The organism is Streptomyces sp. NPDC059832 (assembly GCF_042731715.1).
Taxonomy (GTDB): domain Bacteria; phylum Actinomycetota; class Actinomycetes; order Streptomycetales; family Streptomycetaceae; genus Streptomyces.
The window spans coordinates 27,136-48,231 of sequence record NZ_JBHWIY010000035.1 but is presented as its reverse complement, the minus strand read 5'-3'; the positions used below and the strand labels follow the sequence as shown (position 1 = coordinate 48,231).

Here is a 21,096-nt window from a genome sequence, read left to right as displayed (position 1 = left end):
TGCCGCAGGTGTGCCCTCGCGTCGGCCATCGACGTGGACCACGTAAAGCCGCTCGCGCTTGGTGGCGAGGACACAGACGGGAACGTGCACGTGCTGTGCCACGACTGCCACCAGCTCAAGACGCGCGGAACTTCGGGGTTACGAACACCCCGTTCTGACGCTGCTTGGGCTCAGTTGCCGTGCGGGTCGACCCTGTTGATGGGGTCGCCTGCGCAGTACATATAGGAGCTGCCGTAGCCCCGTTCTTGAGCAGCGCCAGAGGCGGGCCCTGCCAAGTACGCAGCAACAGCGTTCCCAGCCCCATCAACGACTGTGAGCCCTGCCGGAATGGCCGTTCCGCCACTGACGACGATGACGGGCTGACCGTCGCGGTACTCAATCGCCAGCGTGCCGATGCCCTCGGGACTGGCTGTTTGGGTGCGGATCTCGAACAAATCAAGCAGAGTGAAGGCGTCGGCTGTGCCCCCCGAGAATCCAACAAGGACACGATTCTGCGCCGTATATGCGCCCACCGGGTTTCCAGATCCATCCACGACCGTCAACCCTGCCTGAATGACTGTCCCGCCGCTGACAACAAGCTGGGGTTGCCCGTCGATGTAGCGCAGGCTGAGCGCGCCGATGTCGTCGGGGTTGACCTGGTCGGCCGGGATCAACGTGGGCTCGGTTGCTGCGGGCTTGTACTGGACCGGGGCCGGTCCCTTGGCGCTCCGCACGGCCGAAGTGCCCATCTCGTTCTCGTCGCTGCCTTCCAACGCCATGCGAGCGTCGGTCGTCTCAGTCGGCAACTGAACCGGGGCCGGTCCCTTGGCGTTGGGCGTGGTTTCAGACATGACTGTCTCCCGCTGTTGGTGAGGGTGTGGGTTTCGGGCACGGACGGGAAGGCTCAATCGCTCTGCCGTCCGTGTTACCGCTCAACTGCCGTAAAGATCATCGGCCTCTGAGGGGACGGCGTCGGGAAACTTGAAAGAGTTCCCCAAAAGTCCACGTGCTCCGGCTTCCGTGGCGGAACCAGCCGCGTACACCGCAACAGCGTCCCCGGACCCGTCAACAACCGTCAGCCCAGCTGGCAGGACCGTCCCGCCGCTGACAACAATCAAGGGCTGACCGTCGCGGTACTCGATCGACAGCGTGCCGATGTCCTCGGGGTTGACCTGGTCCGCCGGGATCAACGCGGGTTCGGTTGTCTCGGGCGTGAGTTGGACCGGGGTCGGTTCCTTGGTCTGCGTGACCTGCCGCTCGGAAATCGAGCGTTCGTCAGCCCAGAAGAGCATCCCTGATACAGAAACTGGGAGTTTGTTCAGGGAGTCAGTCATTGAAAAGGTGGTGCTGGAAACGACCTTTCCTGCGATGTATGGAGCAACGGGATCGCCGGACCCGTCGACAACCGTGAGCCCTGCCGGAATGACTGTCCCGCCGCTGACGACGAGTTGGGGCTGACCGTCCACGTAGCGCAGGCTGAGCGCGCCGACATGCTCGGGGTTGACCTCGGCGGCCGGGATGAGAGCAACGTCGGCTCCCTCGGTTGCTGTCTCCGGAGCTTGGTCGCCTGAACCGGTCGGCTCGATCTGTGCCGCAGCGTTCCGGTATCCGTAGTAGTAGAGCCCTGAGTGATCCCGTGCCTCGCCGGAGTAGCGCGCCGAGCTAATCGACTCTTCAGACATGCCTATGCACCCTCCTTGGCCGACGCGTTGCCAGCCTGGTCAGAGCGTCGCAGCACGGAGCGTGACCGGTCTATGACTCTTAGCGGAACGGCCGGGAATCGACTTGGTGGCGCGAATGGCATCGCCCGTGTGGCCCTCGACTCCACTACCCCACCCCTCGGGAGGTGTTCCCCCATACCCAGACGGCCCCGCCCCCCTTGCTCGGTACCCGGGTGCCCCGAGCTGACCCGAGCCGGCGGACGCTGCGCCGAGCACGAGCGTGAGGCGAACGCGGACCGTGCGTCCCGTGGTGGTGCTGTCTATGGCACACGCTGGCAGCGCATCCGCAGGGCCTACCTCTATAGGCATCCGTGTTGCGTGCTGTGCGGTTGTCTCGCCAATGTTGCGGACCATCACCCGTTGTCCGATACGCCCGAGTCTCCACCGATGACCAGGAAGCGCAGTTGCAGCACGACGCGCTGACCGAGGCAGGCTGCGCCCGGATCTTCACGGACAAGGCGAGTGGCAAGAACACGGACCGCCCGGAGCTGACGGCCGCTCTGGACTATGCCCGCCCCGGGGACACGCTGTGCGTGTGGAAGCTGGACCGGTTCGCTCGCTCGCTGATCGATCTGGTGAACATGGTGGACGCTCTCGCGGCCCGTGGGATCGGCTTCAAGGTGCTGACGGGCGCGCTGGCGAGCATCGACCCGAACACCCCGGACGGGCGGCTCATGCTTCAGGTGGTGGGCGCGATGGCGGAGTTCGAGCGGAGCCTGATCAAGGACCGGACCCGGGCGGGTCTGGACGCTGCCAGGGCTCAGGGGCACGTGGGTGGCCGTCCGGCCGTGATGGACGCGGACAAGCTCGCTGCGGCCAAGGCCAGGAAGGCCAAGGGTGAGAGCGTCACGGCCATTGCCAAGGCCCTCGGGGTGTCCCGCGCGACGCTGTACCGGGCGCTGGATGAGAGCAAGTAGCCGTAACTCCGAGAGACCGTCTGCCCGCTGTGGTGGACGGTCTTTCTGCTGTCCGGGACCAGAGGGAGGGCGGTTCGAAAGTTCAGCCGAAAGACCCGTCGGCGATCCCGGCCCAAGCTCGGAATGCGTGCCCTAGGTCCAAGCCTGTTTCCCCGCCCTCACGCTCCGCTGACCTGCGGAAACAATCCGTCAACGGGGTCAGAATGGCCTAGTTAAGGGGTGGACGATGAGGGGTCCGGTCACGCGCGTCGGCCGTTTCTGCTGCGGGGACGGCCGGGGAAAGCCGGTCGTGGCCAAACGTCCAGTGTGCCGCATCCGGCGGTCATGGCGCGTGTGTTGTCGGGCACGGGGGCCGGGACGGGCCGGGACGGGGCGAGGCCGCGGGGCCGGCTCACGCCGTGGCGTCGTCGGCCAGTTCGGCGACGCCGGTGATGCGGTGCAGCGGGTAGGTGCGGACCTCGTCCGCCGTGTGGTCGTACGCCGTGACGAAGCCGCCCTCGACCCGGACCGGGGCGATGACGCGCTGGCTGGCGGCGCCGTCCGCGTTCACGTAGCCGATCCAGAGCGCCGAGCCGGTCATCGCGGCGGCCTGGACGGTGGCCAGGGTCTCGGCGGAGGTCGTACGGGGCAGGGCGCCGGGCGTCGCCGCGGGGGCCTCCGGGGTGTCCTTGCGGACCACCGTGGCGGCCGTGTCCCCGGCGCGGATCGCCCGTACCGCCGCGCCGAGCAGGGTGGCGTCCGGCAGCGGAGGGCCCTCGGGCACGGGGACGGGGGCCGTGCGGGGCGGGGTGCGGCGGGCGCCCGCGCGGGTGATCAGGACGTCGCCCTCGGCGGACTCGGCGGCCGGGGCGTAGCCCATCTCGCGCAGCCCTTCGAGCAGCGAGGCCGGGTCGACCTGCGCGGCCAGGGCCGTCGGCGCGAGGCGGCGCAGGCGCAGGGTGGCCGAGCGCTTGTCGGCGAGGATCTCGTTCAGCACGGCCTCGTCGTCGCAGCGCACGTACGAGGAGGCGGCGCCGATCCGCAGATGGCCGTGGCGGCGGGCGACGTCGTCGATGAGGTAGCTGAGCGGCTGCGGGACGGGCGTGCGGCTGTGGGCCGCGAGGAAGGCGTGCAGGTCGGCCGCGGACTGCCCGGCGTCCAGGGCACGGCGTACCGAGCCGGGGGTGAAGCGGTAGACCGTCGCGCCGCCCTTCGACTCGATGTCCGCGAGGGCGGAGAGCATGTCCGCCAGGGGGCGTTCCAGCGGTCCGGGGGCGACGGCCGTCAGGTCGGCCTGGAGCAGGACGTGGTCCAGCGGCTCCGGGATGAGCGGCGCGAGCAGCGCGGCGGCCTCGGCCGGCCCGGTGTCGAGCAGGGCGCGGGTGTGCGTGGCGAGCGCGCCGCGGCCGGTGATGCCGAGGAGCTCGGACTCGTTGAGCGTCCACAGGGCGATCCGGGACCGCAGATCGGTGGTGTCCCCGGGGGAGGTGGAGGCGCCGCGCAGGGGGCGTTCCCAGCGCAGCCTGGCGAGGACGGTCTCCGGGTCGGGGGCGGTGCCGGGCGCCAGGGCGGCGAGCAGGGCCAGGACCCGGTGGCGCACCTCCGGGGCGGCGGAGCGGTCGAGTTCGGGGCCCAGGGCGGTCAGGGCCCGGCCCTTGGCGTCCTGGCCGCCGACCAGCCCGGAGGTGCGAGTGGCGGCGAGCCAGGCGGTGGCGAGGACCGCCCAGCGTTCCTGCGCGGGGAGTTCGGCCCAGTCGTCGTACGCGGGGGTCGGCGCGTAGCGTTCGTCGGCCTCCCCGTCGGAGGCCAGCAGCCCGGCGGCGTAGGCGAGTTCGGCCCAGAACGCGGCGACCTGCTCGGGGACCTCCAGGGTGGCGGCGGTCTTCTTCAGCTCGCGGACGCTGAGTCCGCCGGCCCGCAGTATCGCGGGGCCGCCGCCGTTCCAGCTCTTCAGCAGCTCCTCGACGGTGTTCACGGCCAGGAACGCCTGGCCGGCCGCGGCGCTGTCCACAGCCTGTGGATCACGGTCGGCGACCGCCTCCACGGCGGGCGGCCGGGGTTCCGGTACGCGATGGGCGCGCCCGGCCCGCAGATGCAGGGCGGCCTCACGCGGCAGCACCACGGTGCGGGTCGACACGGGCAGCAGCAGCCCGTGGTCGCGCAGCCACTTCACGGGCGGGGTGGGGTTCGGGGTCACTTCCCCGTACGGCGGGCCCCACACCAGCCGGTCCAGTACGGACAGGGCCTCGGCCGGGGCGGTGTCCAGCAGCTCGCCCATCCTGGCCCGGTCGGTGAAGAGCGCGGACAGGGAGGACACGGCGGAGACCGGGTCGTGCGTGGCGGGCAGTCCGGCGGCGGCCAGGATCTCCTGGAGGCGGCCGGGGGACATGCCGGAGGTCGCCTCGGCGACGGTCGGCCCGAGACCGGTGGGGGAGGCGTGCTGCGGGGACGGCGCGAGGATCTCGCGTGCCGTGCGCACCAGCCGCAGCCGGTCGTCCTCGCCCCAGACGAGGGCCTGTTCGCGCAGTGTGGCCAGGGCACCGGGCAGCGCGTCCACGATCGCCGCGCCCGCGTCGTCGCGATGCTCGCCGTCGTCCCGGCCGTCGCCGGTGAGCAGCCCGAGCAGCGTCTCGTACGGGGCGGGGTCGGCGGCCACCGCGAGCGCCTCGGCGGTCTGCAGGGCGAATTTGTCGAGGTGCTCCAGCGCGCGTACGACGGAGGCGCGGGTGCCGGCCCTCGTCGCGAGCTGGGTGATGTCGCCCGGCACCGGGTTGAGGAGGTCGGGGCGGGCGCGCAGCAGTCCGGCCAACGACTCGTCGTCCCGGGCGCGGAGTGCTTCGGCGAGCGTCCGCGGTGGTGTGGTCATCCCCATCCGTCCCACGGTAGTCGCTCCGGACAGGCCCGAGAGCCTGTCGGGTGGTCACCGATCGGATGGCGGACGTGGTCTGGTGCGTGCGATTCCAAGGCGGAGGAGGGAGTCGACGCGGAGCGCCGGCGACCGACGGCAACGCGGGAAGCGTGCGTGCCAGGGCGCGTCCGCCCGGTCGGAGGCCACCCGGCAGGCTCTGAAGGGCGCTACCGTCGGTGCAGGGCGGTAGAGGGGAACGATCGCGTGGGGATCGAGAGCGACCAGCTGGTCTACGACTATCTGAGTCGGGTGGGGGACCTGGCACAACAGCAACAGCTGTCCTCGGCCGCCCGGATGAGGCTGGTGTCGACGCTCCGGGGCGAGATCGACCGGCAGCGCGGGAAGCAGTCCGGGGACAGCCCGGCGGCGGTCCGCCGCATCATCGGAAGGCTCGGCCCCCCGGACGAACTGGTGGCCGCCGCCCTCACGTCGGGCGACGGCACGGTGGAGCTGCCGGAGCGGCCCGAGCGGGCGGAAGCCGCACCGGGGGAGGGGCGCGGCATCCCCCGTCCGCGCAAGGGGATGCTCCGGAAAGACGGTTCCGGCAAGGGCGCGTCGCAGCCGGAGGAGTCCGGTTCCGGTACGCCGGACGTGGCGGCCGGCCGGGTGCCCTCGCCGCCGCACATGGCCGGTACGGACGAGCTGGGGCCGTCCGGCAGCGAGCCCGACTGGTGGCGGATCGAGCCGGGGCCGTTCGGTGACGGGGTCGATGTGCCGGGGTTCACCGGCGGTGTCGAGATCCCGGACATGATGAGGCCGCCGTCCCGGGACGCGGTGCCGCGCCCGCGCGCGGCGGCCGACGAGCCGCTGGACGAGGAGCCCGGTGAGGACACCGGTGCCGAGGGGGAAGAGGAGGAGGCGGCGCCGCGACGCCGCCGGCTTCCGCGGCTCCGCCGCCGTGCGCCGCGCGAGGACGGGGCGGGTGGGCGCGGGATCTCCCACCCGCTGCTGCTGCTCGCCGCCGTACTGCTGGTGACCGGCGCCGTGACGGGTTCCTGGCTGGCCCTGGCGGGCGGCTGGCTCCTCGCGTACAGCTCGCGCACCATGTCCCGCGCGGAGGCGAAGTGGGCCGCGATGGGGCTGCCGGGCATGGTCGTGGCGGGCGCCCTGGTCTGGCTGTGGGGCAGGAGCGACGGCCGGTGGGGCGAGCCCATCGGGACCGGGCAGATGGGCGACGCGATCGGCCAGATGTGGCCGTGGGTGGTGCGGGGGGCGGCTGTCGCCTCCGCGCTCTACCTGGTGTGGAGGTCGCGGAGGCAACGGTCGTGACGGCCGGTCGCCGGCCGGCCGGTCGGGCGTGGCCCGGAACGTCGGCCGGTCATCTTCGGCCGGAGGGTCGGCCGGTCGGCTTCGCCCCTGAAACGTCGGCCGGTCGCTCTCGCCCCCTGAAGCGTCGGCCGGTCGGCTTCGTCCGGAACGTCAGCCGGTCATCTTCGCCTGGAACTCGTCGAGGATCTTGCCTGCGGCGGTGTAGCCGATGCCCGCGATCCACAGCCGGTCGTCGACCTTGAAGACCTTCCCGTCCTTGGACGCCTTCAGCCCCTTCCACAGGCCGCTGTTCATCGTCTTGGCCGTCCCCGCCTTCGCCGGGTCGCCGTACGTCGACGTGAAGACGACATCCGCGTCCGCGAGGTCGATCTTCTCGGGCGACACGTCGTACGAGAAGCCGTCCTTGGCCTTGTCGGTGATCGCGGGGCGGCCCACGCCGAGGTCGGCGAGGATCGAGCCGATGTAGTTCTGCTTGCCGTAGATGCGGATGTCGGCGCCCTCGACGAAGCGGACGAAGTTGACGTCGGTGGCGGCGGCCTTCTCCTTGCCGCCGATCGCCTCGGTCACCTTCGCGACATGGGCGTCGTAGTCGGCGACGACCTTCTTCGCCTCGGCCTGCTTGCCGAGCGCCTCCGCGTGCAGCTGGAAGTTCTCCTTCCAGGCGGTTCCGGTGGACTCCGTCATCACGGTGGGGGCGATGGCCCGGAGCTGCTCGTAGCGGTCGCCGTCACGGACCTTGCTGGTGAGGATCAGGTCCGGCTTCAGCGAGGCGACGGTCTCCAGGTTGGGGTTGGCGATCTCGCCGACCTCCTCGATGCCCTTCGTCCGGCTCGCGGGCAGGTAGGAGGGGAAACTGTCCTCCGACGCCGAGTGCGTCGCGCCGACGGGCTGCACGCCGAGGGTGAGCGCGGAGTCCAGCTCGCCGGTGTCGAGGACCACGACGCGCTCGGGGTGCACGGGGACCTTGACGTCACCCATGGCCGTCTTGACGGTGTGGGTCCTGGCGTCTCCGGAGTCGGAGCCGGAGTCGGAGGAGCCGCTGGCGCTCCCGCCCGACTCCGAGAATCCACAGGCGGAGAGCGCGAGCGCGCCGACCAGGGAGAGCGCGCCGAGAGCGAGGCCGCGGCGGCGGGTGGAGGGGGCCATGGGATGCCTTTCGTAGGGATGGGGGTGGTCGTCGGTCGCGGGTGCGCCGGGGGGACCGGGGCCGGGGCGCGGGCTACGAAGCCGGGTCGGCCTGCCAGGGAGCGCCCGGCACCACGAGCGGCGAACCGGTCACCGGGTCCGGGACGATCACCGCTTCCAGGCCGAAGACCTCGCGTACGAGACCGGCCGTGACGATGTCCTCGGGGCGGCCCTCGGCGACGATCCGGCCCGCCTTCATGGCGACCAGGTGGTCCGCGTACCGGGCGGCCTGGTTGAGATCGTGGAGCACGGTGACGACGGTCCGGCCGCGGGTGCCGTCCGCCGCCGGGGCGGTGAGCCGGCGCACCAGGTCCAGGACCTCCACCTGGTGCGCGATGTCGAGGTACGTGGTCGGCTCGTCGAGCAGCAGCAGATCGGTCTCCTGGGCGAGCGCCATCGCGATCCAGACCCGCTGGCGCTGGCCGCCGGACAGCTCGTCCACGGACCGGTCGCCGAGCGCGGTGATGTCCGTGCGCTCCATCGCGTCCGTCACCGCCCGCTCGTCCTCCTCCGACCACTGCTGCCACCAGTGCTGATGCGGCTGGCGTCCGCGGGCGACGAGGTCGCAGACGGTGATCGCCTCCGGGGCCACCGGGGTCTGCGGCAGCAGCCCGATCGACTGGGCGATCTTCCTGGTGGGGATCTTCGACAGCTCGGTGCCGTCGAGGAGCACGGCCCCGCCGCGCGGCTTGAGGAGCCGTCCGAGCGCGCGCAGGGTGGTCGACTTGCCGCAGGCGTTCGGGCCGACGATGACCGTGACCCGGCCGTCCGGCACGTCGAGGTCCAGCGCGTCGACGACGGTGCGGTCCTCGTACGCGAGCGTCAGCTCCCGCGCGGTGAGCCGGCCGGCCGACGTCGCCGTCGCGGTCGCGGTCGCCGTGGTGTCGGACCTGGGGGTCGAACTCATGCTGTGCCTCCACTACGGCCGCGACCGCCGCCCTGACCGCGGATGATCAGCCAGATCAGATACGGGGCGCCGACCGCCGCCGTCAGAACGCCCACCGGCAGCTCGGTGGGCGAGAAGAGCCTGCGCGCCAGCAGATCCGCGAACACCACGATCACCGCGCCGAGCAGCGCCGAGCAGAACAGCGGGATCTGTGCGGTGCGGGTCATCCGGCGGGCGATCTGCGGGGCGAGGAGCGCCACGAAGTCGACCGGCCCGGCCGTCCCGGTCGCCACGGACGCCAGGATCACTCCGAGCGCGACCAGCCCCAGCCGCACCCGCCCCAGCCGCACCCCGAGCGCGGTCGCGGTGTCGTCGTCCATCGAGACGGTGCGCTGGGCGCGGGCCGCCCACAGGACGGCGGGCAGCAGGATCAGCAGCGTCCAGCCGATCGGCGCGGCCTCGGACCAGCCGCGGCCGTTGAGCGAGCCGGTCATCCAGATCTGCGCCTGCTGGGCGACCAAATAGTCGCCCTTCGTCAGGAACAGCGTGGTGACCGACCGCAGCGCGATGGCGAAGCCGATGCCGATGAGGACGAAGCGGGTGGCGTGCAGCCCGCCGCGCCAGGCGAAGACGTACACGAGCGCCGCCGCGGCCACCCCGCCGATGACGGAGAGGTACGGCAGCACGGTGTACGAGGTGATGCCGAAGGTCATCGCGCCGACCGTGAGCGCGCTCGCGCCCTGGCTGATGCCGATGATGTCGGGGCTGGCCAGCGGATTGCGGGCGACCGTCTGGATCAGCGCACCGGCGATCCCGAAGGCCGTGCCGACCAGCAGCCCCACGGTCATCCGCGGCAGCCGTAGCGTGCCGACGACCAGTTCGTCCGGGGACGGCTGCCCCAGGACCACCTTCACGACCTCGCCGGGCGCGACGAAGCTCTCGCCGACGCAGAGGTACGCGACACAGACGGCGGCCAGCAGCACGGCGAGCACGGTGGCGACGAGGGCCGCCCGCCGGTGCAGCAGGAACCGCCCCCGCGCCCCGATCCGTACGACGTGGTACCCGGCCGGCCGCACCCGGACCGCGGTCTTGGCGCTCATGCGGGCACCGCCTTCCGGCGTACCAGGGCGACCAGGAACGGAACCCCGATCAGCGCCGTCATCACGCCCGCCGGGACCTCGCTCGGAGGGAAGACGATGCGGCCGATGACATCGGAGACGAGCAGCATCACGGGCCCGATCAGTGCTGCCATCGGCAGCACCCAGCGGTGGTCGGAGCCGACGACCGCGCGGGCGATGTGCGGGACGGCGAGCCCGATGAACGCGATCGGCCCGGCCGCCGCGACCCCGACCCCGGTCAGCACCGTGGCCCCGACGCCGCCGACGATCCGTACCGTCGCGACGTTCTGCCCGAGCCCCTTCGCGACATCCTCGCCGAGCGCCAGCGCATCGAGCCCACGGGCGACGGACAGCACGAGCACCGCTCCGACCAGCAGGAACGGCCAGATCTGCTGGGCCACTTCGGCCTCGCGCCCGGCGATCGAGCCGACCTGCCAGAAGCGGAACTCGTCCAGCGCGGACGCCTTGGTCGTCAGTACCGCCGAGACCACCGACACCAGCAGCGCGTTGATGGCGGCGCCGCCCAGCGCGAGCTTCACGGGGGTGGCGCCGCCGCGCCCGCTCGACGCGATTGCGTACACGGCGACGGAGGCGATTGCCGCACCCGCGAAGCCGAACCACACGTACCCCGTCAGGGTGTGGATCCCGGCGAACGCGATGGCCAGCACCACACCCACCGAGGCGCCCTGACTGATGCCGAGGATGCCGGGGTCGGCGATGGGGTTGCGGGTGATGCCCTGGAGCACCGTGCCCGCGAGGGCCAGCGCGGCGCCCACCATCAGCCCGATCAGGGTGCGCGGCACACGCATGTTCCGGATGACTTCGGCGTTGTCGGAGTGCCCGCCGTGCAGCAGGACGTCGAACACCTCGGACGGGGGTATGGAGCGGGCCCCCACGGCCAGGCTGAGGAGTACCGCCACGAGCAGCGCCGCAACGGCCGCCGCCGTCGCGAGTGCGCGTCTGGAGCGGCGTGGAGCGGCGGCTGACATCGGACCCAATCAAGTGGCGGAGAACAAGTGGCGTGAACGGCGCGAAGGTAAGGCTTGGCTAAGTCTAAGCACCGTCATTCCGGGCCCGGAGGCCGCACCGGGCACGGACGCGCCGCCCGCCCCCACGACAATGGTTGCCATGCCCTCTCACCCCTTGACGGTCGGCTTCGACCTCGACATGACGCTCCTGGACACCCGGCCCGGCATCAAGGCCGCCTACCTGGCGCTTTCCGCCGAAACGGGGACGCCGATCGACGCCGACCTGGTGGTGAGCAGGCTCGGCCCGCCGGTCGACGAGGAACTGCGGAACTGGTTCCCGGCCGAGAAGGTGGCCGCGATCGCCGACCGCTACCGCGAGATCTACCCCACACACGCCATCGCCCCCAGCCTCGCGCTGCCCGGCGCCCGGGAGTCGATCGCGGCGATCCGGGAGAGGGGCGGCCGGACGATAGTCGTCACCGCCAAGCACCGTCCGAGCGCGGAACTCCACATGTCCCACCTCGGCATCGAGCCCGACGCCGTCATCGGCGGCCTGTGGGCCGAGGCCAAGGGCCACGCCCTGCGCGAGCACGGCGCACACATCTACGTGGGCGACCACACCGGCGACGTACGGGGCGCCCGCACGGCCGGCGCCCTGTCGGTCGCGGTCACCACGGGCCCCTGCGACGCGACGGAACTCCGGGCGGCGGGAGCGGACGTCGTCCTGTCGTCCCTGACGGAGTTCCCGGCGTGGCTGGAGGGGTACGCGGCGCGCTGAGGTCTGCGGGAGCGCCTACGCCTTGGCCGCGCACTCGGCCCAGAGCAGCTTCCCGCCCTGCCCCGGCAGTCCGCCGCGCATCGGGTACGCGCCCCAGGACTCCGCGTAGAGCGTGACGAGGTAGAGCCCGCGCCCGCGTTCGGCCAGTTCCTCCGGTGTCCCGGCGCCCCGTCGGAACGGGGCGGGGATGTGCGGATCGGTGTCCCAGACGCTCAGCCGGATGCGGCTGCGCCCGGCGTCGCGCAGGCGCAGGGAGTACGGCCCCGAGGAGTAGAGGTAGGCGTTGGTGACCAGCTCACTGGCCAACAACTCGGCGATCTCGGTGAGTTCGGGCATGCCGTGCACGCGCAGGACGTTGCGGAGGGTGGCACGGGCGACGCCGGGGGCGCGGGGATCCTGCGGGAGTTGGAGGGTGTATGTCCAGGGCGGGGATACCGTGGAACCGACCATGGAAGTCTCCGTTCACGGAGGGAAGTTGAAGGATGCACTTCGAGTTGCCCGGTGACGAGGCCGCTCCGTCGAGCGGGGTGCTTCCGGGCGGGTGGCCTGAGACCAAGCTAGCGGCATGAGGCATAAAGTATTTGCTCGATTGCCAATCGGTTGAGATATGCACTCGTGTGAGTGACGTTGCCAACGCGTTTCTGATTAGGGAGAGTTGACGCATGGCGTCCAGAAGCACCCCCGGCGTGCGGCGCCTGCGCCTCGGGACCGAGTTGCGCAGACTGCGGGACCGCGCTGGGCTCACGGCCACCGAGGGCGCGCGCCTGCTCGGCATCAGCCAGGCTCAGCTCAGCAACATCGAGGCGAGTCGATTCGGTGTGAGCGAGGAGCGGCTGCGCGCAATGGCGCGCAACTACCGCTGCTCGGACCCCGCGTACATCGCAGGACTGCTCGATCTCGCCGGGGAACGTTCGTCGGGCTGGTGGGAGACATTCCGGGAGGTACTGCCCTCCCCGTTGCTGGACATCGCAGAACTGGAGCACCACGCGACCGCGCTGCGGTCTGCCAACACGTCCCACGTCCCGGGACTGCTCCAGACCACGGACCACGCCCGCGAGATCTTCCGGCAGGTGGTGCCGGAATTTTCCCGCTCGGACATCGAGCACCGTGTGAACCACCGACTACAGCGCCAGGCCCTCCTGGACCGGCCAAGCCCGCCGGCGTACTGGGCAGTCATCCACGAAGCCGCCCTCCGCGTGCCGGTCGGCGGTCCAGCCGTCACCAGGAACCAGCTCCGGTATCTGCTTGAGCAGGGCGAGCGGGCACACATCACGGTCCAGGTGATCCCGTTCGCCATCGGCGCCTATCCCGGATCGGGGCAGACCATCCTGTATGTGCACGGCTCGGTGCCCCGCCTCGACACGGTCTCACTGGACCAGTCGCACGGCCCTGTCCTGGTGGACGCTGAGGCGGAGCTGGAGGCCTACCGCCTCCTGCTGGCGCGCATGGAGGCCGTGGCACTGACGCCGGACGAGTCCAGGGATTTCATCCACAGTCTGATCGCCGACCAGTGAAGGAGCCGGACATGCGCCAGCGCTCATGGCAGAAGTCTTCGTACTGCGGGCAGGGCGAGTCGTGCCTGTACGTCGCCGCGCGCAGCGGCGCGGTCAGCCTCACCGAGAGCAGCGACCCCGCCGGAGCGATACTCCGTACCACTCCCGCCGCCTGGGCCGCCCTCGTGCGCACTCTCAAGGAGAGCCACCGGCAGGACTGATTCCCGCGTCAGGCCAGACCCGGCCCGTGCGGGGGTTCAGCCCCTGTCGGCGCCAGTGGCCACGTGGTCGTTGATCTGGCGCAGTCGCTGCCAGGCGGCGGGGTCGGTGCCGTCGCCGAGCGTGTAGTGCAGGGCGGGCCGGGTGGCCGGGCCGAGACGGATGGGCGCGAAGGCCTTGTGGTCCCCGCTGAGGTCGGTGACGGCGTCGGGGCCGAGGGTGAAGGAGAGTGGCACCGGCGGCGGCTCGTGGTGGGCCGGGGTGGTCAGATCAGCGCGTGCGGTGCGCAGTTGGCCGATCATCGTGGCGAGGTTGTGCCTGGCCGCCAGGGATTTGGCCAGTTCGGGCATGGCGTCCAGCGGAGTGTGCTGATCGGCGCGGTAGCCGACGGCCAGCGTGATGTGCTCCTCGACGCCGAGGTGGGTGCGGACGGCACGCACGGTGGCGATCGCCGGGTGGTCGGGGGTGCCGATCGCGACCGCCCAGGTGGGCAGGGACTGCTGGGCGCGGGTGCGGGCCAGATCGGTCAACTGGCGTGGTGACCAAGGAACGCTGACGGGTTCGGAGGTTGCCCATCCGGCGGGCGGGGCTCCGGTGAGTGTGCGCCAGGCCTGTTCCAGGGCGCCGCCCAGGACGAGATGCTCGTCGGCGGGGTGGACCGTACGGATGGAAAGCAGCAGCTGCCGTTCGCCTTCGGTACCGGGGCGGGGTCGGAAGGCGTCCGCGACCTGGGGTCTGTCGTCGGCGGCGTGGGTGAATCGCCCCTCCTGCCAGCGCAGTACGGCCCCGGAGAGGCCGTCGTAGTAACCGCACTCGGGGTCGCCCACGACCCAGCGGGAGGGCAGCCCGTCCAACAGTGTGCGGGCGGGGAAAGTGAGCCGGGTGCTGGGCGGAGTGACGATCTGGAGTTCGCGTCCGGTGCGGGCCGCGTTGCGCACCACGTCAGTCAGCCAGGTCGTGGCAGCGATCACGGGGCGGCCCTGGATGACGACGGCGGCCTTCGCGGTGAGCAGATCGACGCCCAGGGGTGTCGCTTCCGCGACGGCGTCGGCGAGGTCGGTCACGACCTCGGTGTGACCGGCCTCGCGCGGCCAGACATCGCCCCCGTGCACGGCGACCAGCCGCCCGGCGACGGACCCGGCCAGCCGCGCGGCCCCCTCCACAGAACTGGTCGCCCGTACCTCGGTCCACCACACGGGCGACTCCGCGTGCACGTCGGGCCCGAGCAACCGGGCTACCTCGCCCGGCACTTGGACGTACCGGGGTGCTTCGAGCGACACCAGCGCCTGCCCGTCGGCTGTGCACAGCTGAGCGACGGACCCGTCACCCGCCCGGTTCACGAGCAGATCGGGACCGCCGGCGAGGAGCCCGGCCAAGAGCGTCTTGGTGTCCGGCATCTGCGGGGTGAGGGCTATGACGTCCTGGGTCATGTGCTGCTCCTGAAGCGCGACTCGGCAGAGCCACGGACGCTTCCGCCACCCGTGGCACGGGATGGAAGTCGTCTCTCGGCGGTCAGAGGTGGTCGGTCAGGTTGGGGCCCAAGCCGTCGTCGTCCGCGTCCGGGGTGGAAACGCCGAAGCCCACTGCGTGACCGAAGTACGTCGGCTCGCCCGGATCGGGTTCCACGCCAAGAACGGAGGTGATTTCGCGCAGCGCGTTCGCAAGTCGTGGCGCGTTTCGGTTGTAGACCTCGGGGTGTGGACGTCCGGAGAAGTCGAACCAGCTCCAGATGTCGTGGTGAACGGCAACCTCGGCAGAAATTCCAATAGAGAAAGGGGATAGTGAAAGGTTTACCAGTCCAAATTCTTTGCGGGGATTCCCCTTGCTGTCGAACCAAGTCCCTGAACCAGTGACATAGAATTCCCTGATGTATGCGTTCGGGTATGCGGTGGGGCGACTTCCCAGTACTCTTTCGGGAAGATCTGGGGTGTGCAGTGGCGTTTCGGGGATCGACAGGCTGCTCAGCAATCCGGTCCACCCGCAGTTTGGGGCGTACCAGTTGTATTCGATCTTGGTGGCGGTGAGCAGGTCATGGCTGCTCAGGACTTCGATAAATTGTGATGCTTTGATCAATGTCGCAGCGATTAGTTCGGACTCTGGTCCGGTTGGCGTGGATTCTTCGAGATCCCAGTACCAGGACCCGCAGTGCTTAGGTGCGCGCATCAGGGTTGACATACATGCTCCTTACGGAAAAATGGGGCCGTCGGGAGGTACGGTGATCGCCCCGTCCTCGAAGCGCACCAGGTAAGTGGCTTCAGATTCTTTTGCCGCAAGTTCAATCTCTCTGAAAGCCTTGGTGGTGAGGTCGCCCAGCGGCTGGTGGACATCCAGAATCGCCACGCGTTGAGTCATGGGGTATTCCAGTTGCCCAGCAGACTTTCGGGCGGCTTTCCCGATTGCATTGATGGTTTTGACGTCTTTGAGTTGGTATCCGTAGTCCATTGTCCCGTCGGCGTGTCGCGTAAAGACGTCGATGTCCCATACGTCATTGGACTCTCCGAATTCGAACCCTATGCGACTGAAGCCGCGGTTCTGAAGTTCGGTGGCGTGAGTCAGTGCCATGTATGCGGCAGGAACCATACTGCCCTTCGGGTCGCTCCTGGAAGGTCCTTTCTTGCACATTTCCAGAATTTTCTGGTACCCCTCCGAGCTGTTTAGATGTCCCCGGTTGATGAGTTCAGCGACGCCGGCTCCGTAAGGATCCTTACGCAAGGCGGCGATCACCGATGCCTTGTCCTTGGCATCCATTCTTGCTCGATCGAGCTCGCCGAGGACCCCGGCTTCCTGGTCCCCCCTTATGGGGCCCGAGTGCGCCTGCGCGAAGTCGTCCGCTCTTGTTCCGTACCTGACAGAATCGATACCCGGCACACCTGCCGAGCCACTGTCGCCGCGCGCTGCAGCCCCGTCCCCAGATGGGCCGTCGGTGCCTGGCGCCTCGCCATGGATTGGGCCTGATGCGTCGCCGCCAGGGTCTGCGCCCTTGTCCGGCCAGCTCTCTCCGGGACCGTGATTTCCAGCGCCGCCACGGCCCCCGCCGCCGTCCCGGGCCGCGCTCCCCTCGCCTCGCGGCCCATGCGCACCGTCTCCCCCGCCGCCCGCGTCATGGCCGCCGCGCGGCGGCAGGCCGTCGCCCGCATGGGCGGTCGCTCCGGGCGCGCGTCCCCCCACTCCCACCGGCTCGCGGTCGCCGTGCGGTTGGCCGGCGCCCCGTTCGGCGGCGGAGGGTTCCTGCCTGGCCGGGGTCAGGTCGGGTTTGCCGTCGGGGCCCAGGGGGACGAACTTGCCGTCCTCGTCGACCCGGTAGCGGTGGTCGAGGTCGAGGGCTCCGTCGGGGAACCTGGTCTTCGGGATCTGGAGGTGGTCGCTGACATTGGCCAGGACCTGGGAGACCTTGGGCAGACCCGAGAGGGCCTTGGCGGCCTTGAACGTGCCGGAGAGCGGGTCGAGGGCGTCGCCGATCTTCGCCATGGTGCCGGCGGCCTTCGCGATCGTGCCGCCCTTGCCGAGCTTCGCGGCGGCGGCAAAGGGCCCGGCGGCGAGGGTGAGCACGTTGAAGGAGAGCACGGCGTGGGCGCGAGCGGGATCCTCGTTCGCCATGTCGTACGCGATGAACTGCTTGCCGAACTCCTTCGCGTACGGCTTGCTGTCGCGCTGCCAGTCGGACAGGTGCTCGTCCTGGCCGAACAGGTCCATGCCGTAGGCGTAGCCGCCGACGACGGTGCGTCGCAGACCGTCCCAGGCCTGGTCGCGCGCCTCGCCCCCGTGAAAGCCGACGAGGGTGATCAGGCCGTCGATACCGCCCCCGATGCTGTCCTTGACCAGGCCGTCCCACGCCCAGCTCTTGGCCCCGTGCCCCCACCACCCCAGGCTCCAGCGCTCATAGGTACGCCCCTCGGGGCTGCCCCACGGCAGGTCCTTCATGTCCTTGAGCGCGCCGGCGCTCTGGCCGTACATGCCGAGCCCGTGGCTGCCGTCGTCCACGATCCACGCGGGGCGGCAGGCAGCGGGGCTGATCGCGTTGATCTTGTTGGCCGCGTTGCGTTCGGCCTCCTGGAAGGCCGCGCGCGCCGCATCCACTCCGTCCATCAACGCCTGGTGCGCGTCGGTCTTTTTCTCGTCCTGGGTCCAGTCGTCATCGCCCCGGACGCTGTCGACGAAGCCGATCGCGTCCAGTTTCAGCTGCTTGAGACGGTCGGCGTGCGGCTTGGCCTCGTGGATGAACGTGTCCAGGGCGTCGGCGAGCGACTCGATGTTCCCCGCGAATTCGTCGGCCGTGTCCATCACCGGCCGGGTCGAGGAGAACAGCTTCTCGGCCTCGGGTGCCTTGTAGTACGCGGCCGTCGCCTGGAAGCGGGAGTGGATGTCCTTCCCGCCGTTCCGGATGCCCGTGGCATGCGTACGCAGAGCGGACGCGGCCTTCTCCAACTGGCCGAAGTCACCGGTGTACTGGGGTATCCCACCCGGTTCGATCACGGCGGCTACTCCCCGCCCCGGTGGCCGGGCTTCTGCCCGACCGCCCTGATCTCGGCGGGGGTCGGGGCCTTCGCCGCCTCGCGCTGGGCGCGGGCGGCCATGGCCAGATCGCCCTCGATGTACTCGGTGGTGGCCTTGACGGTGCCGTCCATCGACTTCTTCGTGCGGGCGGCCATGAACCTGATCCGCTGCTGGGTGTCCGCGATGAAGTTCGCCACCGCGGCGCCGACCGGTCCCGCCGGTGCCTCGCCGCAGTACGGCCCGCTGATCGTCCCCGCGTGCAGCGCGGCGTCCTCCACGTTCTCGCCGTAGCCTCTGACGCCCTTGCTCAGGTCGTCGGCGGCCAGCCCCACCAACGACAGAACGGACTCCACCCCGCTCGGCCTGATGTCCCACCCCGTCATGCCGTCCCCCTGCATCCCCCGGCCGATACGTCTCGTCACCCGCGTCCGGCGATGTGCGTGCCGCCGCCGACGGGATCTTCATCTGTATCAAGGGGTTCTTAGCACTGGCAACGCAATTCAAGCCAAACGTGTGCTGGATTGAGTACGCAGTGTGCTGCCAGGGGGCTGTGGCGACCGGGGCTCGCCGAAAGCTGGGGGGCTTGAGCAGCCTTTTCCGTCTCCTGTCGCAAACCCGAGAGGGTGTGGTCCGGCGACTGGACGGTGCGGCTGATGGTGTTTGCGCTAGGGAATGAGGATGGCAGGTGCTTCGGTCGCGCTACCGCTTCGGCGCCCCCGCCCGTACCGACCGGATCACTCCCGCCGCCGCGATCAGGAAGCCGACGCCCATCAGCATGCACAGCGACCAGGCGATCGACGGGAGCGGGTGGGTGCCGAGGAAGAGGGGGGTCATGGTGGCCAGGGTGGACAGCGCGCCGATGAAGAAGACGATCGCGCCGATCCGGACCAGCCGGTCACCTGCGCCAGAAGGTGTAGTACTCACCCCACAAGGGTAGTTCCCGGCAGCGGCGCACGACCCTGCGGTCAACCCTTCGGTCGACCTCGCGGTCAACCCCGTGGTGACCGGCGTGCGCGGCAGGCGCCGTTTCCGGACAGAGTCCGGATGACCAGGCTTGACGAGGGGTACCCCCCCTGGGGAGGCTGCTGCCAGCAGGGGAGCACCACCACTGGATAGCCTGACCTGCTGAGGATTTGTTCCGGCATACAGGTTGCATACGGGTTGAGATGGGGTGCGTGCTTTGCCGACTGGCAAGGTCAAGTGGTTCAACAGCGAGAAGGGCTTCGGCTTCCTCTCCCGCGACGACGGCGGCGACGTCTTCGTGCACTCCTCCGTGCTTCCCGACGGTGTCGATGCCCTCAAGCCGGGCCAGCGCGTCGAATTCGGGGTCGTCGCAGGTCAGCGAGGGGACCAGGCGCTCTCGGTGGCGATCCTGGACCCGACTCCGTCCGTCGCGGCCGCGCAGCGCCGCAAGCCGGACGAGCTCGCTTCCATCGTGCAGGACCTGACCACCCTGCTGGAGAACATCACGCCGATGCTGGAGCGCGGCCGGTACCCGGACAAGGCGGCCGGCAAGAAGATCGGCGGCCTGCTGCGCGCGGTCGCCGACCAGCTGGATGTCTGATTCCGCTCGGCGTCCGGTCCCGGGCGCGGCCCGGGACCGGACGCGCGGTCAGACGAACGACAGTGCGTCGGGGCCGAGGGGCGGTACCAGTCCCTCGGCCGCCGCGCGGGTCAGCAGTCCGCGGATCGCCGCGTAGCCGTCCTCGCCGAGGTCGGCCGTGAACTCGTTGACGTACAGCCCGATGTGCTGGTCCGCCACCGCCGGGTCCATCTCCTGGGCGTGCTCCAGCACATAAGCCCGGGACGTCTCCGGGTCGTCCCAGGCCATCCGTACCGAGGTGCGCACCGACTCGGCGAGCAGCTTCAGCGTGTCCGCGCCCAGCGATCGCTTGGCGATGATCGCGCCGAGCGGGATCGGCAGCCCGGTCGTCTCCTCCCAGTGCCGGCCCATGTCGGCGAGGTTGTGCAGCCCGTAGTTCCGGTACGTGAACCGGGCCTCGTGGATGACGAGACCGGCGTCCACCTTCCCGTCGCGCACGGCGGGCATGATCTCGTCGAACGGCATCACGACGATCTCGCCGACACCGCCCGGCACCACCTCGGCCGCCCAGAGGCGGAACAGCAGATAGGCGGTGGAACGCTCACTCGGTACGGCGACGGTCCGGCCCGTCAGGTCGGTGTCCGCCCCGTCCCTCGTGAGGACGAGCGGGCCGCAGCCCCGGCCCAGCGCCCCGCCGCACGGCAGCAGCGCGTAATCGTCGAGCACCCACGGCAGCACCGCGTACGAGACCTTGAGGACGTCGAGCTCACCGCGCTCGGCCATCCCATTGGTGATGTCGATGTCCGCGAAGGTGACGTCGAGGGCGGGCGCGCCGGGGACCCTTCCGTGCGCCCAGGCGTCGAAGACGAAGGTGTCGTTCGGGCACGGCGAGAAAGCGATCCGCAGCGGGTTCCGCAGCGGGTCAGGAGTGGTTTCGGTCATGGTGGGTCCAACCTTCCAGTACGGGTACGAGCTTCCCGAACGCCTCGGTGAGCGCGGCCAGCGCGTCGCCGATGCGCCAGGCGTCCCGGTCGCGCGGGCCGACGGCGTTCGAGACGGCCCTGATCTCCAGGACGGGCACGCCGACCCGGTCGGCGGCCTCCGCGACCCCGAAGCCCTCCATGGCCTCGGCTCCGGCCTCCGGGTGCGCGGCGAGCAGGGCGGCGGCGCGTTCGGCGGTGCCGGTCACGGTGGAGACGGTGAGGATCTCGGCGGCGAGCGCGCCGGTGGCGGCGGCCACGTCCCGGAACAGCGACCGGGGCGGGAAGTGGTGGTCACGGCCGAAGCCCAGGCCGGTGATGGGTACGAAGCCCTCGGGGGTCTCGGCGCCCAGATCGGCGGCGACGATGCCGCTCGCGACGACGAGCGAACCGACCGGGGCGACGGGTGCGAATCCGCCGCCGATGCCGGCCGAGACGACGAGGTCGTACGGCCCGGAGGCGAGACCGAAGGCCGTCGCGGCGGCTGCGGCGGCCGGTCCGACGCCGCCCGCGAGGACGTCGAAGGGCCCCGCGCGGTGGAGCTCGGCGCCCGGCACGTGATGCGCCCGCGCCTCGGAAACGTCCCCGAACGCACGCGTGACCGCGTCCCGTTCTGCTGGGACAGCGGTCACGACGAGCACACGCACGGGGGAAGCCTC

The 21,096-nt window shown here is 70.4% G+C and carries 21 protein-coding genes and 1 pseudogene; 7 read left to right on the top strand and 15 right to left on the bottom strand.

Annotated features, from left to right (window positions below):
* Positions 1 to 3: 3 nt before the first annotated feature.
* Positions 4 to 225: pseudogene (locus tag ACFV8T_RS37465) on the top strand (HNH endonuclease); the annotation flags it as partial.
* On the opposite strand, the gene ACFV8T_RS37460 reads toward ACFV8T_RS37465, so the two are convergent.
* Both ACFV8T_RS37460 and ACFV8T_RS37455 read right to left on the bottom strand, forming a co-directional pair.
* Positions 171 to 830 (bottom strand): hypothetical protein, encoded by a 660-nt coding sequence (locus ACFV8T_RS37460; RefSeq protein WP_385336259.1) that lies wholly within the window; start codon positions 828 to 830, stop codon positions 171 to 173. The pseudogene ACFV8T_RS37465 and the gene ACFV8T_RS37460 overlap by 55 nt on opposite strands.
* 81 nt (positions 831 to 911) lie before the next feature.
* Positions 912 to 1,661 carry a hypothetical protein gene (locus ACFV8T_RS37455; protein ID WP_385336257.1) on the bottom strand — a complete coding sequence of 250 codons (750 nt, stop codon included), beginning with the start codon at positions 1,659 to 1,661 and terminating at the stop codon, positions 912 to 914.
* A 443-nt stretch (positions 1,662 to 2,104) separates the two neighbouring features.
* Here ACFV8T_RS37455 and ACFV8T_RS37450 point away from each other — a divergent pair, with 443 nt between their 5' ends.
* On the top strand, positions 2,105 to 2,617 hold the full coding sequence (locus tag ACFV8T_RS37450) for a recombinase family protein (RefSeq protein WP_385336255.1): 513 nt from the start codon (positions 2,105 to 2,107) through the stop codon (positions 2,615 to 2,617).
* A 391-nt stretch (positions 2,618 to 3,008) separates the two neighbouring features.
* On the opposite strand, the gene ACFV8T_RS37445 is transcribed toward ACFV8T_RS37450, so the two are convergent.
* Positions 3,009 to 5,468: a helicase-associated domain-containing protein gene (locus ACFV8T_RS37445; RefSeq protein WP_385336253.1), complete on the bottom strand. Its 2,460-nt coding sequence runs from the start codon at positions 5,466 to 5,468 to the stop codon at positions 3,009 to 3,011.
* Positions 5,469 to 5,708: 240 nt separating this feature from the next.
* Here ACFV8T_RS37445 and ACFV8T_RS37440 point away from each other — a divergent pair, with 240 nt between their 5' ends.
* Positions 5,709 to 6,773, top strand: a complete 1,065-nt coding sequence (locus ACFV8T_RS37440; protein ID WP_385336251.1) for a hypothetical protein — start codon at positions 5,709 to 5,711, stop codon at positions 6,771 to 6,773.
* Positions 6,774 to 6,923: 150 nt separating this feature from the next.
* Here the strand turns inward: ACFV8T_RS37440 and ACFV8T_RS37435 are convergent, their stop codons facing one another.
* The 4 genes from ACFV8T_RS37435 to ACFV8T_RS37420 form a co-directional block, all read right to left on the bottom strand.
* The gene (locus tag ACFV8T_RS37435) at positions 6,924 to 7,919 is read right to left on the bottom strand and encodes an ABC transporter substrate-binding protein (protein WP_385336249.1); all 996 of its coding nucleotides are present in this window, start codon (positions 7,917 to 7,919) and stop codon (positions 6,924 to 6,926) included.
* 73 nt (positions 7,920 to 7,992) lie between these two features.
* On the bottom strand, positions 7,993 to 8,865 hold the full coding sequence (locus tag ACFV8T_RS37430; protein ID WP_385336247.1) for an ABC transporter ATP-binding protein: 873 nt from the start codon (positions 8,863 to 8,865) through the stop codon (positions 7,993 to 7,995).
* On the bottom strand, positions 8,862 to 9,944 hold the full coding sequence (locus tag ACFV8T_RS37425; RefSeq protein ID WP_385336245.1) for a FecCD family ABC transporter permease: 1,083 nt from the start codon (positions 9,942 to 9,944) through the stop codon (positions 8,862 to 8,864). Before ACFV8T_RS37425 ends, ACFV8T_RS37430 begins: the two co-directional genes overlap by 4 nt.
* On the bottom strand, positions 9,941 to 10,951 hold the full coding sequence (locus ACFV8T_RS37420; protein ID WP_385336243.1) for a FecCD family ABC transporter permease: 1,011 nt from the start codon (positions 10,949 to 10,951) through the stop codon (positions 9,941 to 9,943). Before ACFV8T_RS37420 ends, ACFV8T_RS37425 begins: the two co-directional genes overlap by 4 nt.
* A gap of 139 nt (positions 10,952 to 11,090) precedes the next feature.
* On the opposite strand from ACFV8T_RS37420, the gene ACFV8T_RS37415 reads away from it, so the two are divergent.
* The gene (locus ACFV8T_RS37415; protein WP_385336241.1) at positions 11,091 to 11,708 is read left to right on the top strand and encodes an HAD family hydrolase; all 618 of its coding nucleotides are present in this window, start codon (positions 11,091 to 11,093) and stop codon (positions 11,706 to 11,708) included.
* Positions 11,709 to 11,723: 15 nt separating this feature from the next.
* Here ACFV8T_RS37415 and ACFV8T_RS37410 read toward each other — a convergent pair whose 3' ends face one another.
* On the bottom strand, positions 11,724 to 12,158 hold the full coding sequence (locus tag ACFV8T_RS37410; RefSeq protein WP_385336239.1) for an ATP-binding protein: 435 nt from the start codon (positions 12,156 to 12,158) through the stop codon (positions 11,724 to 11,726).
* 212 nt (positions 12,159 to 12,370) lie between these two features.
* On the opposite strand from ACFV8T_RS37410, the gene ACFV8T_RS37405 reads away from it, so the two are divergent.
* Both ACFV8T_RS37405 and ACFV8T_RS37400 read left to right on the top strand, forming a co-directional pair.
* Positions 12,371 to 13,222 (top strand): helix-turn-helix domain-containing protein, encoded by an 852-nt coding sequence (locus ACFV8T_RS37405; RefSeq protein ID WP_385336237.1) that lies wholly within the window; start codon positions 12,371 to 12,373, stop codon positions 13,220 to 13,222.
* An 11-nt stretch (positions 13,223 to 13,233) separates the two neighbouring features.
* On the top strand, positions 13,234 to 13,422 hold the full coding sequence (locus ACFV8T_RS37400) for a DUF397 domain-containing protein (RefSeq protein ID WP_385336235.1): 189 nt from the start codon (positions 13,234 to 13,236) through the stop codon (positions 13,420 to 13,422).
* Between the two features lie 36 nt (positions 13,423 to 13,458).
* Here the strand turns inward: ACFV8T_RS37400 and ACFV8T_RS37395 are convergent, their stop codons facing one another.
* From ACFV8T_RS37395 to ACFV8T_RS37375, 5 genes are all read right to left on the bottom strand, one after another.
* Positions 13,459 to 14,850: a DUF6177 family protein gene (locus ACFV8T_RS37395; protein ID WP_385336233.1), complete on the bottom strand. Its 1,392-nt coding sequence runs from the start codon at positions 14,848 to 14,850 to the stop codon at positions 13,459 to 13,461.
* A gap of 82 nt (positions 14,851 to 14,932) precedes the next feature.
* Positions 14,933 to 15,595: a hypothetical protein gene (locus tag ACFV8T_RS37390; RefSeq protein ID WP_385336231.1), complete on the bottom strand. Its 663-nt coding sequence runs from the start codon at positions 15,593 to 15,595 to the stop codon at positions 14,933 to 14,935.
* A 9-nt stretch (positions 15,596 to 15,604) separates the two neighbouring features.
* Positions 15,605 to 17,893 (bottom strand): hypothetical protein, encoded by a 2,289-nt coding sequence (locus ACFV8T_RS37385; RefSeq protein WP_385336229.1) that lies wholly within the window; start codon positions 17,891 to 17,893, stop codon positions 15,605 to 15,607.
* A 5-nt stretch (positions 17,894 to 17,898) separates the two neighbouring features.
* Positions 17,899 to 18,297: a DUF6507 family protein gene (locus tag ACFV8T_RS37380; protein ID WP_385336227.1), complete on the bottom strand. Its 399-nt coding sequence runs from the start codon at positions 18,295 to 18,297 to the stop codon at positions 17,899 to 17,901.
* A gap of 316 nt (positions 18,298 to 18,613) precedes the next feature.
* Positions 18,614 to 18,838 (bottom strand): hypothetical protein, encoded by a 225-nt coding sequence (locus ACFV8T_RS37375; RefSeq protein ID WP_385336225.1) that lies wholly within the window; start codon positions 18,836 to 18,838, stop codon positions 18,614 to 18,616.
* Positions 18,839 to 19,094: 256 nt separating this feature from the next.
* On the opposite strand from ACFV8T_RS37375, the gene ACFV8T_RS37370 reads away from it, so the two are divergent.
* Positions 19,095 to 19,478, top strand: a complete 384-nt coding sequence (locus tag ACFV8T_RS37370) for a cold-shock protein (RefSeq protein ID WP_072485776.1) — start codon at positions 19,095 to 19,097, stop codon at positions 19,476 to 19,478.
* Between the two features lie 48 nt (positions 19,479 to 19,526).
* Here the strand turns inward: ACFV8T_RS37370 and ACFV8T_RS37365 are convergent, their stop codons facing one another.
* The gene (locus tag ACFV8T_RS37365) at positions 19,527 to 20,399 is read right to left on the bottom strand and encodes a 1,4-dihydroxy-6-naphthoate synthase (protein ID WP_385336223.1); all 873 of its coding nucleotides are present in this window, start codon (positions 20,397 to 20,399) and stop codon (positions 19,527 to 19,529) included.
* The gene (locus ACFV8T_RS37360) at positions 20,380 to 21,084 is read right to left on the bottom strand and encodes a futalosine hydrolase (protein WP_385336221.1); all 705 of its coding nucleotides are present in this window, start codon (positions 21,082 to 21,084) and stop codon (positions 20,380 to 20,382) included. Before ACFV8T_RS37360 ends, ACFV8T_RS37365 begins: the two co-directional genes overlap by 20 nt.
* Positions 21,085 to 21,096: the final 12 nt, after the last annotated feature.

Bases quoted from the DNA above. Each gene is read 5' to 3' on its own strand.
- ACFV8T_RS37455 (WP_385336257.1), bottom strand. From the start codon at position 1,661: ATGTCTGAAGAGTCGATTAGCTCGGCGCGCTACTCCGGCGAGGCACGG.
- ACFV8T_RS37365 (WP_385336223.1), bottom strand. From the start codon at position 20,399: ATGACCGAAACCACTCCTGACCCGCTGCGGAACCCGCTGCGGATCGCT.
- ACFV8T_RS37395 (WP_385336233.1), bottom strand. From the start codon at position 14,850: ATGACCCAGGACGTCATAGCCCTCACCCCGCAGATGCCGGACACCAAG.
- ACFV8T_RS37410 (WP_385336239.1), bottom strand. From the start codon at position 12,158: ATGGTCGGTTCCACGGTATCCCCGCCCTGGACATACACCCTCCAACTC.
- ACFV8T_RS37435 (WP_385336249.1), bottom strand. From the start codon at position 7,919: ATGGCCCCCTCCACCCGCCGCCGCGGCCTCGCTCTCGGCGCGCTCTCC.
- ACFV8T_RS37400 (WP_385336235.1), top strand. From the start codon at position 13,234: ATGCGCCAGCGCTCATGGCAGAAGTCTTCGTACTGCGGGCAGGGCGAG.
- ACFV8T_RS37445 (WP_385336253.1), bottom strand. From the start codon at position 5,468: ATGGGGATGACCACACCACCGCGGACGCTCGCCGAAGCACTCCGCGCC.
- ACFV8T_RS37390 (WP_385336231.1), bottom strand. From the start codon at position 15,595: ATGTCAACCCTGATGCGCGCACCTAAGCACTGCGGGTCCTGGTACTGG.
- ACFV8T_RS37425 (WP_385336245.1), bottom strand. From the start codon at position 9,944: ATGAGCGCCAAGACCGCGGTCCGGGTGCGGCCGGCCGGGTACCACGTC.
- ACFV8T_RS37430 (WP_385336247.1), bottom strand. From the start codon at position 8,865: ATGAGTTCGACCCCCAGGTCCGACACCACGGCGACCGCGACCGCGACG.
- ACFV8T_RS37405 (WP_385336237.1), top strand. From the start codon at position 12,371: ATGGCGTCCAGAAGCACCCCCGGCGTGCGGCGCCTGCGCCTCGGGACC.
- ACFV8T_RS37415 (WP_385336241.1), top strand. From the start codon at position 11,091: ATGCCCTCTCACCCCTTGACGGTCGGCTTCGACCTCGACATGACGCTC.
- ACFV8T_RS37460 (WP_385336259.1), bottom strand. From the start codon at position 830: ATGTCTGAAACCACGCCCAACGCCAAGGGACCGGCCCCGGTTCAGTTG.
- ACFV8T_RS37380 (WP_385336227.1), bottom strand. From the start codon at position 18,297: ATGACGGGGTGGGACATCAGGCCGAGCGGGGTGGAGTCCGTTCTGTCG.
- ACFV8T_RS37420 (WP_385336243.1), bottom strand. From the start codon at position 10,951: ATGTCAGCCGCCGCTCCACGCCGCTCCAGACGCGCACTCGCGACGGCG.